At 36.5% G+C, this 19,755-nt stretch carries 17 protein-coding genes; 4 read left to right on the top strand and 13 right to left on the bottom strand.

Translation table 11 applies throughout. From position 1 onward, the window contains the following. Positions 1-7: 7 nt before the first annotated feature. From yhaM to ACFQ3N_RS04315, 6 genes are all read right to left on the bottom strand, one after another. On the bottom strand, positions 8-952 hold the full coding sequence (gene yhaM, locus ACFQ3N_RS04340; RefSeq protein ID WP_390359913.1) for a 3'-5' exoribonuclease YhaM: 945 nt from the start codon (positions 950-952) through the stop codon (positions 8-10). 47 nt (positions 953-999) lie between these two features. Beyond that, positions 1,000-1,503, bottom strand: a complete 504-nt coding sequence (locus tag ACFQ3N_RS04335) for a GbsR/MarR family transcriptional regulator (protein ID WP_390359981.1) — start codon at positions 1,501-1,503, stop codon at positions 1,000-1,002. A gap of 109 nt (positions 1,504-1,612) precedes the next feature. Continuing rightward, positions 1,613-4,582 (bottom strand): ATP-binding protein, encoded by a 2,970-nt coding sequence (locus ACFQ3N_RS04330; protein ID WP_390359911.1) that lies wholly within the window; start codon positions 4,580-4,582, stop codon positions 1,613-1,615. Next, entirely contained in the window at positions 4,583-5,821 is a 1,239-nt protein-coding gene (locus tag ACFQ3N_RS04325; RefSeq protein ID WP_390359910.1) for a metallophosphoesterase family protein, read from the bottom strand. Positions 5,822-6,373: 552 nt separating this feature from the next. Continuing rightward, positions 6,374-7,624, bottom strand: coding sequence for an ABC transporter permease (locus ACFQ3N_RS04320; protein ID WP_390359908.1), 1,251 nt, complete (start codon positions 7,622-7,624; stop codon positions 6,374-6,376). After that, complete coding sequence (locus tag ACFQ3N_RS04315) at positions 7,617-8,516, bottom strand: ABC transporter ATP-binding protein (protein WP_390359906.1); 900 nt, start codon at positions 8,514-8,516, stop codon at positions 7,617-7,619. Before ACFQ3N_RS04315 ends, ACFQ3N_RS04320 begins: the two co-directional genes overlap by 8 nt. Positions 8,517-8,648: 132 nt before the next feature. Between ACFQ3N_RS04315 and ACFQ3N_RS04310 the strand changes: the two genes are divergently transcribed. Then, entirely contained in the window at positions 8,649-8,834 is a 186-nt protein-coding gene (locus tag ACFQ3N_RS04310) for a YhzD family protein (RefSeq protein WP_390359904.1), read from the top strand. A gap of 526 nt (positions 8,835-9,360) precedes the next feature. Here the strand turns inward: ACFQ3N_RS04310 and ACFQ3N_RS04305 are convergent. Both ACFQ3N_RS04305 and ACFQ3N_RS04300 read right to left on the bottom strand, forming a co-directional pair. Next, positions 9,361-10,131, bottom strand: coding sequence for an enoyl-CoA hydratase-related protein (locus ACFQ3N_RS04305; RefSeq protein ID WP_390359902.1), 771 nt, complete (start codon positions 10,129-10,131; stop codon positions 9,361-9,363). 133 nt (positions 10,132-10,264) lie between these two features. Then, positions 10,265-10,621 carry a YlbF family regulator gene (locus tag ACFQ3N_RS04300; RefSeq protein WP_390359900.1) on the bottom strand — a complete coding sequence of 119 codons (357 nt, stop codon included), beginning with the start codon at positions 10,619-10,621 and terminating at the stop codon, positions 10,265-10,267. 141 nt (positions 10,622-10,762) lie between these two features. On the opposite strand from ACFQ3N_RS04300, the gene ACFQ3N_RS04295 reads away from it, so the two are divergent. Then, on the top strand, positions 10,763-11,656 hold the full coding sequence (locus ACFQ3N_RS04295; RefSeq protein WP_390359898.1) for a PucR family transcriptional regulator: 894 nt from the start codon (positions 10,763-10,765) through the stop codon (positions 11,654-11,656). Positions 11,657-11,778: 122 nt separating this feature from the next. Further along, entirely contained in the window at positions 11,779-12,876 is a 1,098-nt protein-coding gene (locus ACFQ3N_RS04290) for an ABC transporter ATP-binding protein (protein WP_390359896.1), read from the top strand. 143 nt (positions 12,877-13,019) lie between these two features. On the opposite strand, the gene ACFQ3N_RS04285 is transcribed toward ACFQ3N_RS04290, so the two are convergent. Continuing rightward, the gene (locus tag ACFQ3N_RS04285) at positions 13,020-13,226 is read right to left on the bottom strand and encodes a small, acid-soluble spore protein, alpha/beta type (protein WP_390359894.1); all 207 of its coding nucleotides are present in this window, start codon (positions 13,224-13,226) and stop codon (positions 13,020-13,022) included. A gap of 150 nt (positions 13,227-13,376) precedes the next feature. Continuing rightward, a complete protein-coding gene (fumC, locus tag ACFQ3N_RS04280) occupies positions 13,377-14,762 on the bottom strand; it encodes a class II fumarate hydratase (protein ID WP_390359892.1) in 1,386 nt (461 codons plus the stop codon). Between the two features lie 353 nt (positions 14,763-15,115). Here fumC and ACFQ3N_RS04275 point away from each other — a divergent pair, with 353 nt between their 5' ends. After that, on the top strand, positions 15,116-16,027 hold the full coding sequence (locus ACFQ3N_RS04275; RefSeq protein WP_390359890.1) for a zinc dependent phospholipase C family protein: 912 nt from the start codon (positions 15,116-15,118) through the stop codon (positions 16,025-16,027). Positions 16,028-16,670: 643 nt separating this feature from the next. Here ACFQ3N_RS04275 and ACFQ3N_RS04270 read toward each other — a convergent pair. From ACFQ3N_RS04270 to ACFQ3N_RS04260, 3 genes are all read right to left on the bottom strand, one after another. After that, entirely contained in the window at positions 16,671-16,823 is a 153-nt protein-coding gene (locus ACFQ3N_RS04270; RefSeq protein WP_390359983.1) for a hypothetical protein, read from the bottom strand. Positions 16,824-16,849: 26 nt separating this feature from the next. Further along, positions 16,850-18,151 carry an MFS transporter gene (locus ACFQ3N_RS04265; RefSeq protein ID WP_390359889.1) on the bottom strand — a complete coding sequence of 434 codons (1,302 nt, stop codon included), beginning with the start codon at positions 18,149-18,151 and terminating at the stop codon, positions 16,850-16,852. A gap of 84 nt (positions 18,152-18,235) precedes the next feature. After that, entirely contained in the window at positions 18,236-19,699 is a 1,464-nt protein-coding gene (locus tag ACFQ3N_RS04260) for a methyl-accepting chemotaxis protein (RefSeq protein WP_390359887.1), read from the bottom strand. Between the last annotated feature and the right edge of the window lie 56 nt (positions 19,700-19,755).

The raw sequence follows: 19,755 nt of genomic DNA, 5'->3' as shown, positions 1-19,755 counted from the left end.
TGGTATATTATTCTTCAAATAATGGTTTATAAAATGTACGATTATCCATAGCAAATAAGCGTTCTGTAAATTCACCTGGCTTCACGTTTTCTAATGCTCGGTTTAACATATTCATTTTTGCATCGATTAAATCTATGAGATGCAGGATCTCTGCTTCGCGGACTAATGGTGGTTTTGGACTACCCCATTCTGCTTTTCCATGGTGACTTAACACTAAATGTTGCAAAATCAAAACCTCTTCCCCTTCGATTTGCAACTCTTTAGCTATATGGCCTATTTCTTCAACCATCATTGGAATATGTCCAAGCAATTTTCCTTCTAACGTATATGATGTTGTAATTACACCTGATAATTCCTTCAGTTTACCTAGGTCGTGTAGAATAACACCAGCATATAATAAATCTTTATTTACTTGTGGATATAAATGATGTATTTCCTTTGCAAGTGAAAGCATGCTAACAATGTGGTGAGCAAGTCCAGAGACATATTCATGATGGTTTTTTGAAGCAGCTGGATAGGTCAATAAAGCTTCTTGATACTTTTTAATAAATGCCCGAACAATACGTTGCATGGCAGGATTCTTCATTTCGAAAATTGCTTCAGTCAGTTTCTCCATAAGTATCTCTTTTTCAACTGGTGCCTTTTCAACAAAATCGGAAACATGAAGTCCATCTGTCGTTTGTGCTGGCCGGATAGATGTTATCTTTAATTGTGCTTTACCGCGGAATTGGTTAACTTCACCAGTTAACTTAACGATCTTTTCCCCAACAAACACTGCTTCATCATCACTCGTAATGTCCCACAATTTCGCCTCAATTTCACCAGTGTTATCACGTAATATTAACGTTAGAAACGGTTTCCCATTACTAGCAACACCTCTAGATGATTCTTTTATCAACATGAAACTATCAAAGGCGTCCCCGATAGAGTGTTGTCCTATCCCCTTTTTCATGTTATTTCCCCCTTGTTTTTTACTGTTCTAAAAGCGAAGTCACCTGGTTAATCTATATTTTTTGGAATATAATCGAATATTTTGCCAGATTCAATCACTTGGATAAATTTCATAAGCCATTCATAATAATTTTGTGCATACTGGAGTCGTTCTATATCGTTAATAATTTTCTCTTTTAACATTTCATCATTTGTGTTCTTGCAAATGGTCTCCAGTTCTTCAATTGCCTCTTCGGCTTCTTCAATATTTGTTTCCGTATGTTGTCTCCACCGATTTCCAAATAAAGATGTAAATGACTTATACCAATCTTCCTCAGTCTTGTACAAATCTTTCCGAATTCCTTTTTTGAAGGTAGATTCTACCATTTTCATATCTGATAAGGCCCGAACACCCGTTGACATGCTTGTTTTACTCATTTCTAGTGCATCACGCATATCGTCTAATGTCATTGGTTGATCAGAAAAATATAATACACCATACAATCTACCCACCGAAGATGTAATTCCGTATAAATTCATATTTTTCGCGATAGATTGGATAAATGTTTCCATTGTTTCTTCGTATTTTTCCCATTCCTTTATACCGTTTTCATTTGGCAATGGATCTCCCTCCACTTGCATATAAAATCATTTTATTTGAGAACAGTTTACCACATACAAGTTAAGAGATGCGAACAGAATTTGCCAAATTAATTGTTTTTGTTTGTTTTGTCCATTCTAGAACTTCTCTTTTACATGTGAACAAGAGGATCTGCTGATCATGAGAAAACCTATCCATTATTTTCATTACCTGTTTTGTGCGAACAGCATCAAAATGAACAAAAGCATCATCTATTATAAAAGGTAATCGATGTTCTTCAATCATCACTTCACTGATCGCAAGTCGAAGCGATACATACAATTGATCAATCGTACCTTGTGATAATTCGTTTACTATATATCTAACTCCATCTTTCGCCTCAACTTGAAATGGCATCTCTTCTGTTGGGGCAAATACGTATTCATATTGACCATCTGTTAATTCACCGAAGTAAGATGAAGTTTTACTGATTACTTTGCTTAAATATTTATCACGATAGTTACGCTTGGTTTCCAATAACATTTCTTTTGCAGTTCTGAAAACAGCCCATTCATTTGCTAGTTTCTGCAGTTGTTCCTGTTCCATACCAAATCGATGCATCAATTCAGAATATGTCTCAGAGCTCTCCATATTTGAAAGTTCCGTATTTACATATGCAAGCTCTTGACGTTTTTTCTCTATATTATTCTCTATTTCTACTTCTTTTTCTTTTATGTGAATATGCTCCTCTTTCAAATTAGATTCATTCATATCCTTCTTTAACAATTCTTCAGATTCATCTTTGGAGAAGATTGCCCTTAGCTGGCTGAACAATTGCTGTTGATTTTGAACTATGAGTTGCATTTCTTTCCATTGCTTTGCTTTTTTAAAGAAATCGTCTTCAGTCTCTACATGCGCACTAGTATATAGTGCTTCGACTTCACGTTCGTAAGTACGCATTCTTTGTGTCATCATATACTGCTCGTTCTTATTTTCTTTTACCAAATCCGTGTACTGCTTTGCTAAATTACGTTGATTACGATAGTTTTCTAGCTGTTCTTCCATAAACACTACATTTTCTTCCATTGCTTCTGTTGATGCCCTCCAAGCTCTTTCCTCAAAGAAACGATGGATGTTGTAATTATATCTTTCTTGCCTTTCTATTAATTTTCGATATTCTTCTTGGTCTGAGCGCTTTTGCTCCATGAGTTTCATAACATGCTTTATCGTATGATAGAACTCAGGCCAGTACATAATACGTACGTTTTTCAGAAATGAATAATTTGCGTATTGATCCTCTACTTGCTGATTAAAACGACTTTCCCTATTTTCTATTAGCTTTTTTCTCTCTTCCCATTGTATTAACTGGGTATTTAATGCTTTGAGCTGTTCTTCCACAGATTGTAAATCGCTATTATGTTTCTTGTGTTCTGCTAGTAACTCCTCAGCAATGTCCTTCTCATCAATAGAAGGTTGATTTATAGGCATATCATTCTCTTGTTCATGCATTATACGTTCCATCAACCTTATGGAATAGTTTCTCCATACCCACTGGCTAGAACCAACTATTAGGAACAAGGACATCATCACGTAAAGTATGAAACTATCCATGACCATCCCTGAAATACCAAGAAGTGATGCTAACACGACACTGCCTATTAGCACTTGGCTGGAACGTTTAGTTTTTTCTCGTTTCAACTCTTCCCATACACCTTGTTGTTCTGCTTTCTTCTGATTAACTTGCTGCAAATAGCGCTGTCGATTGTACGTATTTATTCTTTCATTAAGCTCGTTAACTTGTTTTTCTGGCAGCAATAGATCCTGTTTTTCCTGTTTTTGATTTGAAAGATAAAATCGTTGTTTCTTGATCGTGGATTCTTCCTGTTGCAGTTGTTCCTTTACCACCGATAATTGATCAGCATCATGTTTCAACTGGTTCCAAGTCTTTTCAATATAAAATGGTAAAGAAATAGTTTCTAAATCTTTTGGCTCAATCCCCATATTCAATTGATCTAATTCCATTTTTATTTCTGTTTCCACTTTATATATTGATTGTTGAAGCTTTTTGATGTTATTTTTATTTTCCAGAAAAAGATCCTTTTGCTTCAGCATTTCTTCAAGCTGTTTATATACCGATTCATCGTGGAGGCTTTTGGTAATCTCGTCTAGCTTTGTTTCATATTTTTGTTTGTTATCTTCTAAAACAGTTAATTCACTTTTTAATGGAAGTAGCTTATCCTTTATCGCTTGAAGACGATCTATCCCATTTTCCGGAAAAGAGATACATGCAGGATAATTTTGCAAGTTATTCGTACAATTATGATATTGGTGAATGATTGGCAATACATGCTGCTGCTTCTCCACGATGGAACGTCTTTTGCTTTCTTGGGTAGAACGTGACCGTAATAAAGCTATATCATCTGTTAAAGCTTGTGCTGCTGCTTTCTTTTCTCGATATGTTGCTTCACTGTTTTTATATTTATGTAAACGTATAAAAAGTTCGTCCAAGGATTCGAGTTGTTTATTGATAGCTGGCTTTCTTCCGTTTGGCTTAAATAATTCTGACGCTTTATTCTCTAACCTTTTTTCAATAGCGTATATACTTTTGGAACCTGTTAGGCCAATTCCTAAAAGTACTTCGCCTAAGTCTTCTTCTGACATGTTTCTTAACCCATATAAGTCCATAGCAGAAAATGAAAAAATAGACTGATAGGTATCATGTGTCATCCCATTTAAGCGCTCTTTAAGCCAATCCTCATCAAACTCAGAACCATCAGGTCCAAAACACTTTGCCGCACCATTTCGAACATTATCTAATCGTTCAATCGTAAATTCACCAAATTCAGGATCAGAAACAGTAAGTCTTCCACCCATTCTACTGCTCGTTTTAGGACGATAAAAGGCTCTCATTTTCGGTGGTAGTCCAAATAGCATAAATAAAATAAATTGCTGCAGCGTCGATTTTCCGGATTCGTTCTCGCCATAAACACAAATAAAGGATTGCTCAGAAAAATCAATTGTAAAATCAACCCATTTTCCAAACCCATATACGGTTGCTTGTCCTAATTTCATTTACTCACCTCCATTTGGCAGAAGTTCATTAACTAACAGCTGTTTGGCTTTATCTTTTATTATTTCTGCATCCTCTTCAGAAATTGTCTCCAGGTATTTTCTTGCCTGCTTATGATGAAATAATTCTTTTACATAGGGTTGAATGGATATGTCGTCAAAGTGGCGAATCAATTCTCCCACAAAGTGCTCTCCGTGGTATAAGTCGCTGGTTAAGCCCCCTTCTTCACTCTCAATCGTGTACTTAAAAATATAGGTCCATACATGTTGATGAATTAATGTTTCGTTTATTAGCTCAATAATGTCCTCAAGAAGATTTTCTGTTTCCCACTTCTTAAGTTGTGAATGATTGCTTATTAATTTTAAATTTATGAGATGGGGAGATGAATGTTTTTGTATCCCCTTAATCTGTTCTTGGATTTTAATTTCAAGTTGATAAATACCTTCACAATCAGAGGCGTCCATAGATAATTCTTCAAATTGTAATGCTTGTAAGGGAATAAAAGAAGTAGACGTGTTTGTTTTAGACAATGAAACATAATAACACCCTTTTTCACCTGTCTCCTTACGATTTCGTCCTTGAATGTTACCCGGATACACCATGTAAGGATCTTCTGCTAAGATTTCACGCTGATGGATATGTCCAAGTGCCCAGTAATCAAAATCCTTCTCCCGTAATTCACTAATTTGAAATGGGGCATATACATCATGTTCTGTATTACTATGTAAACTTCCGTGCAACATGGCAACATGATATGGAATAGTACGATCAGCTACCTGGTATTCCGCTGCCTTTTTTGTTGTAACAGACCTATTTTCATAACTGAAACCGTATATGGAAGTAGTTGGTTTTCCGCCTTTTTCAAATGTAAAATGAGTTACTTCTTCCTTCGTAAAAATAAACACATTATCCGGATATGTCATTGGATGGATATTGCCATTTGTGTAATCATGATTTCCATAAGATAAATAAACATTAATAGCATGGTGCTCTAATTCTTCAAAAGCTCTTCTGAGGCGGACTTGAGCCTTAAGACTTTGTTTCTCATTATCAAATAAGTCACCAACAATAAGGACAAAATCTACTTGCTTTTCAATAGCAGCTTGAACTAATCGGTCCAAAGCTGCAAATGTACTCGCTTGAATTTGGTTAAAAATATGCTCAGGCACATGGGCCAAACCCTTAAACGGACTATCTAAATGTAAGTCTGCAGCATGAATAAATGAAATTTGATCTGACAATACCATCACCCTCTATACCTATTTTCTCTATTTTAGCAAAAACAAAAAGCGAATGCACGTTCTATATCGAGTAAAGTTTTAAGAAAAGCGCAAGCGCCCTGAAAGACACGACCGCATAAGCAAAACGGCTGGAGAAAGGTGGTTTTTCCTTTCGCAAGACGGATTGCTTATGTCGCGAGTGGCTGGGCGCTGGAGCTAGACATGGCTCTTGCTGACAAGAAACTTTATAGTACCAAAATTTTATACTTTCCTTACCTTGAACAAAAGCTAGAAGCGCTCTTACAGGCTAAGTTCGCCACGTCCTTGAAAAAGAAGTTCGCTTTTTCTTCGTGCGATACTTTTTCAGGGAAGCTTTCCTTATCCTGTGGCAACGCTTGCACTAGCACGTCCTTGAAAAAGAAAAGCGCTTTTTCTTAGCTATTGCAGCCTTTCTTGTCCTGTACGTCGGAGCTGGACGTGGCTTACACAATTAATAATTTTTACACAGGCTCTTAATTTGATAATTTCCTAAGAACAGAAAAAGGCCACATTCTTAGTGCGGCCCTTTCACTTTTATTCTTTCTTCGTTAACGCAATAGCTGTTTTAATATCTTTTAACGAACTGGAACGCCCATACATCAGAACGCCACCTTTATAAACCCTTGCTCCTATAATTGCTAGTAAAATAATCGTACCTATCAGAATTCCAATGGATAAAGCAACTTCCCACACTGGTATATCCAGCATTCCAACACGTAAAAACATTACCATTGGTGAGAAGAAAGGAATGTAAGATGATATGGTAATAAACGTAGACCCTGGCATATTGATACCAAACATCGCAATGAAAAAGGCGATCAGGATCAAGAAAATCATCGGCATAATCATCTGCTGGGCATCTTCCACCCTACTAACTAACGAACCTAACATTGCTGCTAGTGTAGCATAAAGTAAATATCCTAATAGGAAGAAAACAACAGCGTACAAGTAAGTTGTCGGTGAAGTATCCTGAATTCCAAACGTTTCAAAAAAGCCACCAGTAAGCTCATTCGTTTTGGAAGTCAGTAAGTAGTATCCTACCCCTACAAATAAAGTGACTTGCGTTAATCCCAGTAAGGCTATCCCGATGATTTTTGCAAACATGTGTGTGACAGGTGATGCGCTAGAAACCAAGATTTCCATTACCCTTGATGATTTTTCTGTTGCTACATCTGTTGCAATCATCTGGCCATACATCATAACAGCCATATACAGTAGAAACAGCATGATGTAGACAATACCCCTTGCCTGGCTTAGTTCTTCCTCTGTCTTAGCAGTTTCATCTAAAGCGACAATGTTAAACGTTATCGGTTTATAAATTTCAGCTAAAGTTGCTTCATCAATTCCAGATTGCTGTGTAGCTATGGTTACTTTTAGTTGCTGTAACTGTTGCTGTATAAACATTTGATTTCCATTTTCGGAAATATTATTCGAAAAATACCTCGCTTCTGGTAAATCATTTTCATCCATGGACAAAACAACAAGTGCTTGATACTCCTCCGATTGGACAGCCTCTTTTGCATCCTCCTCAGATCCATCATATGCAGATAATTGGATATCTTCATTGGATTGGCCCACACTTTGACTCAACGGATCAAATAATTGATTAGAATTGTCTATTACAGTTATTTCGTCATCTCCGTCATTAGAGAAGCTATCCAAAATCGTTTGCATGTTAGCAAGACCTATGATTAACAACAGCGTAATTAATGTAGTGATGATAAATGATTTCGATTTAACACGTGTCAGATAGGTATGTGACATAATGATCCAGAACTTATTCATAGGAGGCACCTACCTTTTCGATGAAGATATCATTTAATGAAGGTTCTTCGAGTTCAAACTTACGAACAAATCCTCTTCCTTGTAAGGCTGAAAATATTTCCTGAGAAACCGCCTCATTATCAATTTGGAGCTCACAGCCTTCTGTAACTTTTCTATACTGAACTACCCCGGAATAGTCCTGTAAAAAATCCAAAGGAACATCTGCATGTATAACTAGATTCTTCTTACCAAATGCTTGTTTAACTTCACGTAAAGACCCCTGAACAACCGGCTTTCCTTTATGTAAAATACAAAGATGTTTACATAAATCCTCTACATGATCCATTTGATGTGATGAAAATACAATAGTTGTACCTAGTTCCTTCAAGTCCATCACTGCATCCTTTAACATTTCCACGTTTATCGGATCAAGCCCGGAAAATGGTTCATCTAGAATTAACAATTCGGGTTTATGTATTACTGCTGAAATAAATTGGATCTTTTGCTGATTACCTTTTGATAATTCTTCTACTTTTTTATTCATATATTCAGGAACCTTGAATCGATATAACCAGTCTTCGAGCTCTGTTAACACTTCCTGTTTACTCATACCTCGCAGCTTCCCTAAATATGTAATCTGATCCCGTACAGTTAATTTAGGATATAGTCCTCTTTCTTCAGGGAGATAACCGATTAAATGACTTTTATCATAATTAATTTTATCTCCATTCCATGAAATATCACCATCTGTTACATCTAATAATCCTAAAATCATACGAAAAGTAGTTGTTTTACCTGCCCCATTTCCTCCTAAAAAACCAAACATCTCTCTCACAGGAATGTTTAATGAAAGGTGATCTACTGCAGTATCTTCACCAAATCGTTTGGTAACATTTTGTAGTTTCAATGTCATTTTCTTCTCTCCTTTCCAACATCTATGATACGTTAAAGAAGTAATGAGGTTTCACGATTATTTGTTTTTTAGAAGGAATTTCAAAGACTATGAAGAATAACTAGTATGAGCATACTTCTAGGAGGTAACATTATGAAAACTTATGTATTAACCGTCTTTACTAAAACTGGTGAAAAATTGCTTGATGAATCGTTCACAGCAGAAAACAATGATGAAGCGAAAAAAATTGGTGAAGCACGTTTAGCTGAAGAAGGACTAAGCGAACATACGCACAGATGTGTATCACCAGAAGCAAAAATGATACTTTTCCATAGGTAACTACAAAAACTCGAAGCGCCCGTTAAGTGACGTATGGGCTGCGCCTGCGCATCGCGGGTGGGTCGGCGTTGCCACCGAAAGCGGTGGTTATAGTCGATCTTCCAAATCCGCATGAGATAAAGGAAACACGAAGAGCTTAAGCGCCTTGAAAGATACGACAAGCATAAGCAGGTTCGCGTAGTGTGGATGCCTTTACCAAAGTCGAACTGCTTAATGTCCCCGAGTGTCTTGACGCTGGCCGATGAAAACGCCACGTCCTTGAAAAAGAAAAGCGCTTTTTCTGCGTGCGATGCTTTGCAGGGGAGGTTTCCTTATCCTGTGGCATCATCGCCACTAGTACGTCCTCGAAAGAGAAGTTCGCTTTTTCTTCGTGCGATGTTTCGCTGTCGAAGGATTCCTTGTCCTGTACGTTGGAGCTGGATGTGGCTAATTCTGTAGATAAATATACAAGACTTTCCTTACCTACAAAAAGGGACGACTTCACAATTAAGTTATAGGAGAAAACAATTGTGAGTCGTCCTTTATATTATCGCCCTTTAAAAACCGGCTTCCTCTTTTCTAAAAATGCACTTACACCTTCTTGATGGTCTTCTGTATTCTTTAGTTCCCATTGTGCTTTTATTTCCTCTTTTAAATATCGCCTTAATGTCGCCTCTTTTTCGTTATGATAAACCATCTTCGTTTTCAACATCGCTGTTATCGGAGTAGACAGTATTTGCTCTCCAACTTTGGTTGCTTCTTCTACTACTGGATTGTCTGTTACGATATCAGTAAGTCCCATGAATTCAGCTTCATCGCCTTTTACTTGCCGCATATTCCATATAAAGTGCTTGGCCTTTTGTGTGCCCAATCGTTCATTTAGCCAAAAATGACCTCCGCCATCAGGGGCTAGTCCAATACCAATGAATAACATTCCAAGCTTTGCCTGCTTTTGTGCAATTACATAATCTGCTGTTAAAGCAAGACTCAAACCAAGACCTGCTGCGGATCCTTGGATAGCTGAAATAACAATTTTATTCAGCTTATATAATTTAAGTATAATTTCTTCAATGGCACTCATGACTTGATCGTAAAATTCCTTTTTAGCAAAATCCTTCATCATGGCTATATCACCACCAGCACAAAAAGCCTTACCTTCACCACTTAATATGACGATCTTATCGTCGTTTTTTTCCACTTGCACTAGTACTTTAAGTAAATCTTCAAGCATTTCTTTATTCAAAGCATTGTAACGTTCTGCACGATTCAACGAAATATAGGATATATTATTTTTACTTTCCAATAAAACAGTAGGCATCATTTTAACTCCTTTCTATTCTTCTTGTTACATACTCTTTCGTCATTAATCGAGAAAATCCTGCATGTAATTTTCCTAGCAAAAAAGTACTCGTAGAAAACTAATTTCTACGAGTACTTGTTACATTAAGGTTTTATTCAGATTCTTCCGGTGCACCATAAAGTTCTTCTAATGGCTTTGTAATGATACGGCTAACATCATTAATCACCGTGTTTAAATGTTGTTCTTGCTCCATCAATTTAGAGATATCTTCATGTTGCTGAACAAGCTCTACTACTTGGCGAGCTTTTTCAACTTCTTCCTCGGTGATCTCTTCACCTTGCATTTGTTTTTCTTGTAATTGCATTTGTGTATCGCGGAAGTTATTAAACATTTGTTTAGCAGACTCATCGTTCATTACTGCCTCATATGCTTGTTTAAGATTTGTAAATTCTTCACTTTCACGAATTGCCTTTTCTAAATCGTACGCACTATCATAAATGTTAGGCACAATTTTTCCTCCTTCAATTTCAAGCTAAAACAACTATAACAAACCAATTGTTTCATGTATACTAATTCGATATTAATCGTTTTTCTTAACCTACTTCATTGTTATAATAGATATATTCCCTTTGGAAAGAAGGAAATTCCTATGATAAATAAATTAAGATCCATTTTTCCGTCATTAATAACTTACGAGAAATATCCTATTACATCTGATGACACTTATAAATGGTTTATAACAACTACAGATGAACTCATTGGTATAAAGAAAAGGGAGTTAACTACAAAAGACGACGTTTTATTAAACACGTTTTTACAGCCTTATGATTCCGTATTTCCTGTACCTACTATGGATGAGCAGCGTTGGCAAACACGTATCACCACTGAGAAACCGGCAAAAACAAGATCTACATATCGATTTATCTACTTTTCCATTCAAAAAAACCAAATAGATCCCCATACATTTAAAAATGCAATCAATGAGCTCTTTAATAAAACTGTTCCTGTTCTGTGGGAAAATGAACAAGAGGGAATTATAATAGAAGAGCAATCAGGATCTAAAGATGAAAGTATGTCATACGAACAAATCATTGATGTCTTAATGAGTGATTTATATGTAAAGATTAAATTCTTTGTTGGCTCCTTTGTACGTAATCATTTCGAAGCGCCATCCTATTATCAAACATTAAAACAAGGATCCAGAGTAGCTTTTACTTATTCTGCAAAAGCAGTAGTTAACTATATAGACGTCATCCCGTATCTTTTTATCGAAAAGGCAGACAAGCCATTACGAAAAAGCATCACACAAAGTGTATTAAGAGATGTTAAAGATGATGAAGAACTTCTAAAGACAATAGAAACGTTTATAGCGTGTAATTTAAACATTTCGGTTACAGCAAAGGAACTGTACATGCATCGCAATAGTCTGCAATACCGGATTGATAAATTTATCGACATAACCGGAATTGATGTTCGGCAATTCCATCAGGCAGTAACTGTGTACCTGGCAATTTTGGGGTTGAAAGCTGAACAAGACAACTAAAAATTATACTTTCATAAACATGCACAAAAGACTCTAGGTTCTTTGTGCATGTTTACTATATACATTCCAAACTTATCTTTTATACAATAGATGTAATAAATAATTGTAATGGAGGAATATACATGGCTGAATTAAAGCTAAATCATATACAGAAAATATATGATAAAAAAGAGACTGCTGTAGACGATTTTAATTTACATATCCAAGATAAAGAGTTTATTGTTTTTGTTGGACCTTCAGGTTGTGGTAAATCAACAACTTTAAGAATGATTGCTGGTTTAGAAGAAATTACAGATGGTGAATTGTTCATCAATGATAAAAAAATGAACGATGTTGCACCAAAAGATCGTGATATTGCAATGGTTTTCCAAAATTATGCCCTATATCCACACATGAGTGTTTATGACAATATGGCATTTGGATTAAAACTACGTAAATTTAAAAAGGATGAAATTGCACAGCGTGTTAATAATGCTGCAAACATTTTAGGTCTTGAAGCATACCTGGACCGAAAACCTAAGGCGCTTTCAGGTGGACAACGTCAGCGTGTAGCGTTAGGTCGTGCCATTGTACGTGATGCTAAAGTATTTTTAATGGATGAGCCCTTATCCAATCTAGATGCTAAATTACGTGTGCAAATGCGTGCTGAAATTCAAAAGCTTCACCGTCGTTTACAAACAACTACCATTTATGTCACACACGACCAAACGGAAGCAATGACAATGGCAACGCGACTTGTCGTTATGAAAGATGGTATTATTCAACAAGTAGGTGCTCCTAAAGAAGTTTACGATTCACCTGAAAATGTATTTGTTGGTGGATTTATCGGATCTCCATCTATGAACTTCTTTACCGGTACACTTGAAGAAAATCATTTTGTAATGGAAGACATTAAAGTCAAAGTTCCAGAAGGTAAAATGAAGACACTTCGAAACCAAGGATTCGTAGGTAAAGACATCATTTTGGGAATTCGCCCAGAGGACATTCATGATGAGCCTGTGTTTATTGATTCCACTCCAGATACCAAAATCACAGCAACTATAGATGTAGCGGAATTAATGGGAGCAGAATCCTATCTTTATTCAAAAGTAAACGACCAGGACTTTATCGCAAGGGTTGATTCACGTACCGACATTCATGGTGGCGAAAACATCAATCTTGCATTTGACATGAACAATGTACACTTCTTTGACCCAGAAAACGAAAAACGAATCAAGTAAAGAAACAACTCATAAATATGAATAATTCTCTATAATATGTAAATAATACCATTATACTGTTTCATTATTAGAGGGAAGTCGATAAAGACCTTCCCTCTATAAACATATTATCAGGTAAGGGGGATTCCCTTCCGAGCCATTGTTTATTTAGGTTGTTGTCCACTGAATTGCTGTTGAGCAGTTGCAACTAGACGCTTTGTAATTTCACCACCGACAGAACCGTTAGCACGAGAAGTTGTATCAGCACCTAAATTAACGCCAAATTCTTGAGCAATTTCAAACTTCATTTGGTCAAGTGCTTGTTGTGCTCCAGGTACTACTAATTGATTAGAAGAATTGTTATTAGCCATATTTATCACCTCCTGTACCTATATTGTTCACATTTTACGAAAACTTATCACGAAATATTGTTGGTAAATTGTGCTTAGTTTGGAATATAAAAAAATAAAAAAACGCTCCTATCAAGATGATGATAAATGAGCGTTTTTCTATATGTTTATTTACTTCGGATGTGTCATTTCTTTTGGATCAACATATTGATCGAATTTTTCTTCCGTTAATAATCCTAGTTCCACAGCCGTTTCTTTTAACGTGGAATCATTATTAAATGCCGTTTTAGCAATCTTTGCAGCATTTTCATAACCAATGTGTGGATTTAATGCAGTAACTAGCATTAATGAGTCATTTAAATATTTCTCAATTTGCTCGTGATTTGGTTCGATGCCTTTAACACAACGTTCATCAAATGAAAGCATGCTATCTGCAAGGATTTGGCATGATTGTAAGAAATTATATGCAATTACTGGTTTGAATACGTTTAATTCAAAGTTACCTTGACTAGCCGAGAAACCAATAGTAGCATCATTTCCCATAACTTGTGCTACAACCATTGTTACAGATTCACTTTGAGTTGGATTTACTTTTCCAGGCATGATAGAACTTCCTGGCTCATTAGCTGGAATTGTAATTTCACCAATACCGCATCGTGGACCACTAGCTAACCAACGTACATCATTTGCAATCTTCATTAAGTCAGCAGCAAGTCCCTTTAATGCTCCATGTGCATAAACCGTTTCATCATGACTTGTTAATGCGTGGAACTTATTCGGAGCAGATATGAAGTCTTTATCCGTAAATCCATTAATCGCTTCACATACTTTCTCTGAAAAATCAGGATGTGCATTCAACCCAGTTCCAACAGCTGTTCCGCCAATAGCCAACTCTTTCAAGTAATTAGTGCTCTCACTAATCATTTTTTCAGATTTCTCAAGCATACGATGCCAACCACTCACTTCTTGTCCAAGTGTTAGTGGAGTTGCATCCTGCAAATGTGTACGACCGATTTTCACAATATCTTGAAAGGCATCCATTTTTACTTTTACCGACTCTTTTAATATACGTAATGCCGGAAGAACTGTATCTTCAACTTTTAAAACAGAGGCTATATGCATAGCAGTAGGGTATGTGTCATTAGAACTCTGTGATTTATTGACATCATCGTTTGGATGAAGCATCAAATCGCTTCCTTGTTCGGTTAACCACTGATTACCCACAAACGCAATTACTTCATTTACGTTCATGTTAGATTGTGTTCCACTACCTGTTTGCCAAACAACTAACGGAAAATGGTCCGTTAATTTATCATCTATCACTTGATCAGCAGCATAAGCAATAGCCTCTGCCTTTTTCTCATCCATTAACCCTAATTCACTGTTTGCCTTTGCAGCACTCTTTTTTAAGATTGCAAAAGCCTTTACAACTTCATTTGGCATCTTTTCATTACCAATAGGAAAGTTCTGTTTACTGCGTTCTGTTTGTGCCCCCCAATATTTATCAGCAGGTACTTCTATTTCTCCCAAAGTGTCTTTTTCTATACGATAATCCATTTGTTGCTTCCTCCCTATGTACATACTTTATTACCAATTCCTATTGTAACAAATTTTTAAGCAGATAATCACCTATCATATCAATACTTTATATAAAAATAAGAAAAATGGAATTATGTTACAATATTAGGAAATATAATAGGAAGTCACAAAAACGTACGAGTTTCATACTAGTTATTTTTAAACAGTTTCCACTATAATAAAATAAGGAAGACACGGTCCGTAGCGATCCCGGAGGCGGCAATAGAAGTAAGCCTAAAGTTACGTCGCAGTTTATATCTATTCTCTCAAAAGGCAACAAACTTTACTAAAACAGCCTTAATTTATAAGCTTTATCACAAGGAGGATTTCAAATGCCAAATATTTGGACCCATATGCTTTTTTGTGAAGATGTGGTTGATACAATAGAAAACCCCAATCCATTCACACAACTTGAAACATATATGAATCTCGGTGCACAGGGTCCAGACCCATTTTTTTATTATAATTTCTGGCCATGGATTAAGGATGAACCTGTTCACGAAATTGGGATGAAATTGCATACAAAGCATTGCGGGGATTTTTTAATTGACCTTATATCTTCTGCAAAAAATATGGATTCTCATGTGCAGGCATATGTCTTTGGTTTTGTAACCCATCACATTTTAGACCGAAATGCCCACCCGTACATTCACTACCGGGCTGGATACGAAGGCAGCAACCACCAAAAACTCGAAGTATTAATAGATACAGCAATGATGGAAAAATACCATAATTTAAAAACCTGGAAAGCGCCAGTGTATAAGGAAATTGATGTTGGTTTCTCATTAAATAGAGACATTATTGATTTACTACATACAACCATAAAGAGGCACTACCCGGAGGTTAAACGAGAATCTACAGAATATATCCAAAAAGCATACAGGGATATGAAGCTTGCCTTAAAGTTGCTTTCAGATCCATATGGATGGAAAAATTCCATGTTTAAATCAGTTATTTCTTCCTATTCCCATAGACCAATAAAGGATAATGTTGATTATTTAAACGAAAAAGAAAAAACCTGGTATCACCCGGCTACAAACGAACCTTGTTCGAAAAGCTTCCTTCAATTGTACGAGCAAGGACGTGCAGAAGGAATCGAAATTTTATCTGAAGTACTTGAATATTGGAACACAAATGAGCGTACCTCTAAATTTCTATCGGATTTGATCGGTTCCATTTCTTATGATACCGGAAAACAATTAGCATTAAACCTATCTAATAAATATAGTGATGCCATCGTTTAGTAAATAAAAGAAAACTCTTAGTCGCACATTTTCGTGTACCTGAGAGTTTTTTATTTAAAGCTCATTTTGTAAGTTTTGTTGCTGATATGTCGCAGTCGATGTAAACTGCGACGTAACTTTAGGCTTACTTCTATTGCCGCCGTCTGGGATCGCTACGGGCGGATGCTCTCCGCGGGCACGGCCTCAGCCAGGGTACTACTTGAATCATCTTCTTCGTTCCCTTGCGCTGAGGAAGCATACTTCGAAGCGTTACTAGAAGACGCAGGCGCATCTAAGCGGGGTCTTCGGACACGTGCTGTTCCCGCAGGAGTCACCGCCCTCCGCTCACCCTGACTGGTAAGATGTTTTATTAATACTGATACAGTCCCACGACAGTAACGGAAATAACAGCGGAGGAAATACACGTAGACTCCTGTGGGAGCAGAGGCCTAGTTGAGACCGCGCAGAGCGTTAGCTCGAGGAGGCTCATCAGCCGCCCACGGGTAGAAGACACTGCGCAGTGAAACGAAGCAGATGTCGCACTTGTACCCGGATGGGTGAAAGCGAAGTGTATTTCCGTAGTGGTAGGTTAACCGTCACATCAAGTTACGTCGCAGTTTATATCTATTGTGACAAAAACAATAATCTTTTAAAAAACAGCCACTTATTTAAAGAGTTTTCTCAATAGCTTTCCTGTACCTCGACCTGCAACTCGTCTCCCAACACGTTTGCCAACTTTACCTTTTTTGACAGCATTTACATCACCCAAAATTTTAGCAAATTGATATAATGCTTTTCGAATACCATTGATACGCAAACTAACCACTCCTTAGAGGCTATATGCTATTGTGGTTTTACGTCCACTTTATCTGCAAAATTCGTTTGTCGTTTTGCATCCTGCATGCCTTTTTCTATATTCACAAACTTTAACAGTATAATTCCACCGATAAAGAAGACCACTAATGAGATAATTCCCAATCTGCTTGAACCAGTTATCTGTCCGATAAACCCAAATAAAAATGGTCCGAAAATGGCAGCAAACTTTGCGGAGATACCATAGAATCCAAAAAACTCAGCATGTCGATTATCTGGAACCATTCTACCGAAAATAGATCTACTTAAAGATTGGGCTCCACCCTGAACTAATCCTACAAAAATTGCAAGTAAATAAAAATGCAGTGCAGTGGTCATAAAATACCCTAAAATAACGATGCCTAAATAGGCGAAAAGGGTAATGTACAACGCTCTTTTAGCCGATATAATTTTAGCTAACCAACCAAAGAAAAACGTACAGGGAATCCCAACAAACTGTGTAATTAATAATGCTATAATCAGAGAGTTCTGGTCGATCCCTATTCCTCTTCCGTATATAGTCGCCATTTTAATAATAGTGGAAATACCATCATTGTACATCCAGAAAGCTAATAAAAATAGTAATAAATGCTTGTATTGCTTAATTTCCTTAAATGTGGTCGTAACACGAGAAAACCCAATCCTAATATACGATTTGTCACGTTTGGTGGGTGCTTTCTTTTCCTCATGAATATTTTTAAATAGAGGTATGGAAAAAATGAACCACCATATCCCTACTAATGCAAATGACAATTGACTAGCAACAGTTGCATTAGGAATCCCAAACCATTCAAACTTTATAATCATCAAGATATTGATTGCTAATAATACTCCCCCACCAATGTATCCATAGGCAAAGCCTGAAGCTGATACCTTATCAATATCTTCTTCATCAGCAATTTCTGGCAGAAATGCATCATAAAATATATTAGCGCTTGAGAACCCTATCGTTCCAACAATTAATAGTAACGATGCAAATATGTAATCCCCTTCACCTACAAAGGATAATAAAATACTTGCAACTATTCCCATAAAGGCAAAGAAACGTAAGAACTTTTTTTTAGCAGCCGAAAAGTCGCTTATTGCACCTAGAAAAGGAGCCATTATGGCAACGATCAGCACTGCAATTGACTGTGAGTATGCCCAATAACTCTCCGCTAACAAATCATCAAGACCTACAGCAGCTACATCATAGTAAAATACAGGCAACACTGCAGCCATAATAACAGTCGCAAATGCTGAGTTACCAAAGTCATACATCATCCAACTACGAACTGTTTTTTTATTACTCATATCATGCCCCCATATTCGTTTTATTAAGCATATCAAAGAAGTGTAAAATTTAGGACAAATCTAGGTAAAATTTTGTTAATTAATTTACTGCGGTTTTTCCAATGCGGCTGCTGTTTGATTTGTCTCTTCAATTGCCGCAGCTAAATTCGTCATACGGTTAACTTGATCATCTACCATCGCTTCCAACTCCTCAATAGTTGCGGTTGTTTCCTCTATGATTGAAGCTAAGCTATCTACCGATTTATCAATGGTTTCTGATGACGATTGAATCTCAGTGGCCTGTTTTCTGAGATAACCAAGATAATGGATAAAGTTAGCTAATTGCTTTGTTATTTTAGCAAAATTCACCTTCGATATATCCACAATTTCAGTACTCTTTTGCAGTAGTGCTTTATTGCTGTTAACCTCTTGCTGGGCTTCTTTAGCATCGTCTTCAATAGATATCAAATTCGTTCTAATTTGTTCTGCTGTTTGTTGTGATACTTCAGCTAATTTACGTACCTCACCAGCAACAACTGCAAAACCTTTTCCCGATTCACCAGCCCGGGCAGCTTCAATGCTTGCATTCAACGCTAACAAATTGGTTTGTTCTGCGATATCTTGAATTTTAGACGTAAACGTGTTATTTTCATTCATTTTTTGGACTAAGTTTTCCATATTTACACGCAGTTGTTCAAAAGATGATTGAAAACCTTCCATTGTGCCAGACAGATTTTCCATCGATTGCTGACCTTGTAACGATAATGCACGTAGTTCTTCCCCATCTTGGGTACTCTTTGAAAAAGAAGTAATCATCTTTTCTGATAATTTATTCGTTCTATCTGTACTAGATGAAATATCAGTTGCCGTTTCTGTTTGATTTTGACTTGCTGAGGCAATTTCCAGAAAAGCTTGACGCATCTCCTGCATGGAATGGCTGTTCAAATTACTATCCTGTTCAATAATTCCCATTTGAGATTGTACATTCTTTGCACTGGTTTGAACGATTTCTGTTTGTCTTTTTTGTTCATTGGATCTTTTTTCACTGTCTAGAAGTGCCTCTTGTGCATTCGTTAAAAATTGACGTGCAACTTTAACTTGGATAACTAACACGGAAAATACTAATATAAAAAATACAATCGTAATTGCTGTTGCTCGTCCGTCAATCCCAACAACTTCCCCTTTTTCAATAATAAAAAATGTAAGTAAGGAGAGACCTAAAACTCCTCCCGTAACTAAAACCCTTAATGAGAGTGATATTGCTGCTACTGCTAAAATATAAAATGTAAACAACATGTTCGTTACGTAATCAGAACTAATAATAATCATAAATGCAATACTCGATAAACTGATAATAGCTAAATAAGGAATAGTTTGTATAAATTTATTTTTAAAGTGCAAAAGACCTATTAGTCCCACACTTATAGTACCACCTACACCAAGTGCGATAAAGTTTTCCTTTGGTGCACCAACGATAATTTGTGTACCGACTCCTAAAGATAATGAGAATAATAAAATGTAAAATAATATCTTGTTCTGTCTCTTCATAATTACCTTATCCTGTTCCATATTCTCCCCCTTGTAAATAGTCACAATAAAATAGCCTCACCAAACTACGGTAAGGC

The organism is Virgibacillus byunsanensis (genome assembly GCF_042675965.1).
GTDB classification, from domain to species: Bacteria; Bacillota; Bacilli; order Bacillales; family Amphibacillaceae; genus Virgibacillus_R; species Virgibacillus_R byunsanensis.
Note: the sequence above shows the minus strand (reverse complement) of the source record. Positions and strands in the feature narration are given on the sequence as shown.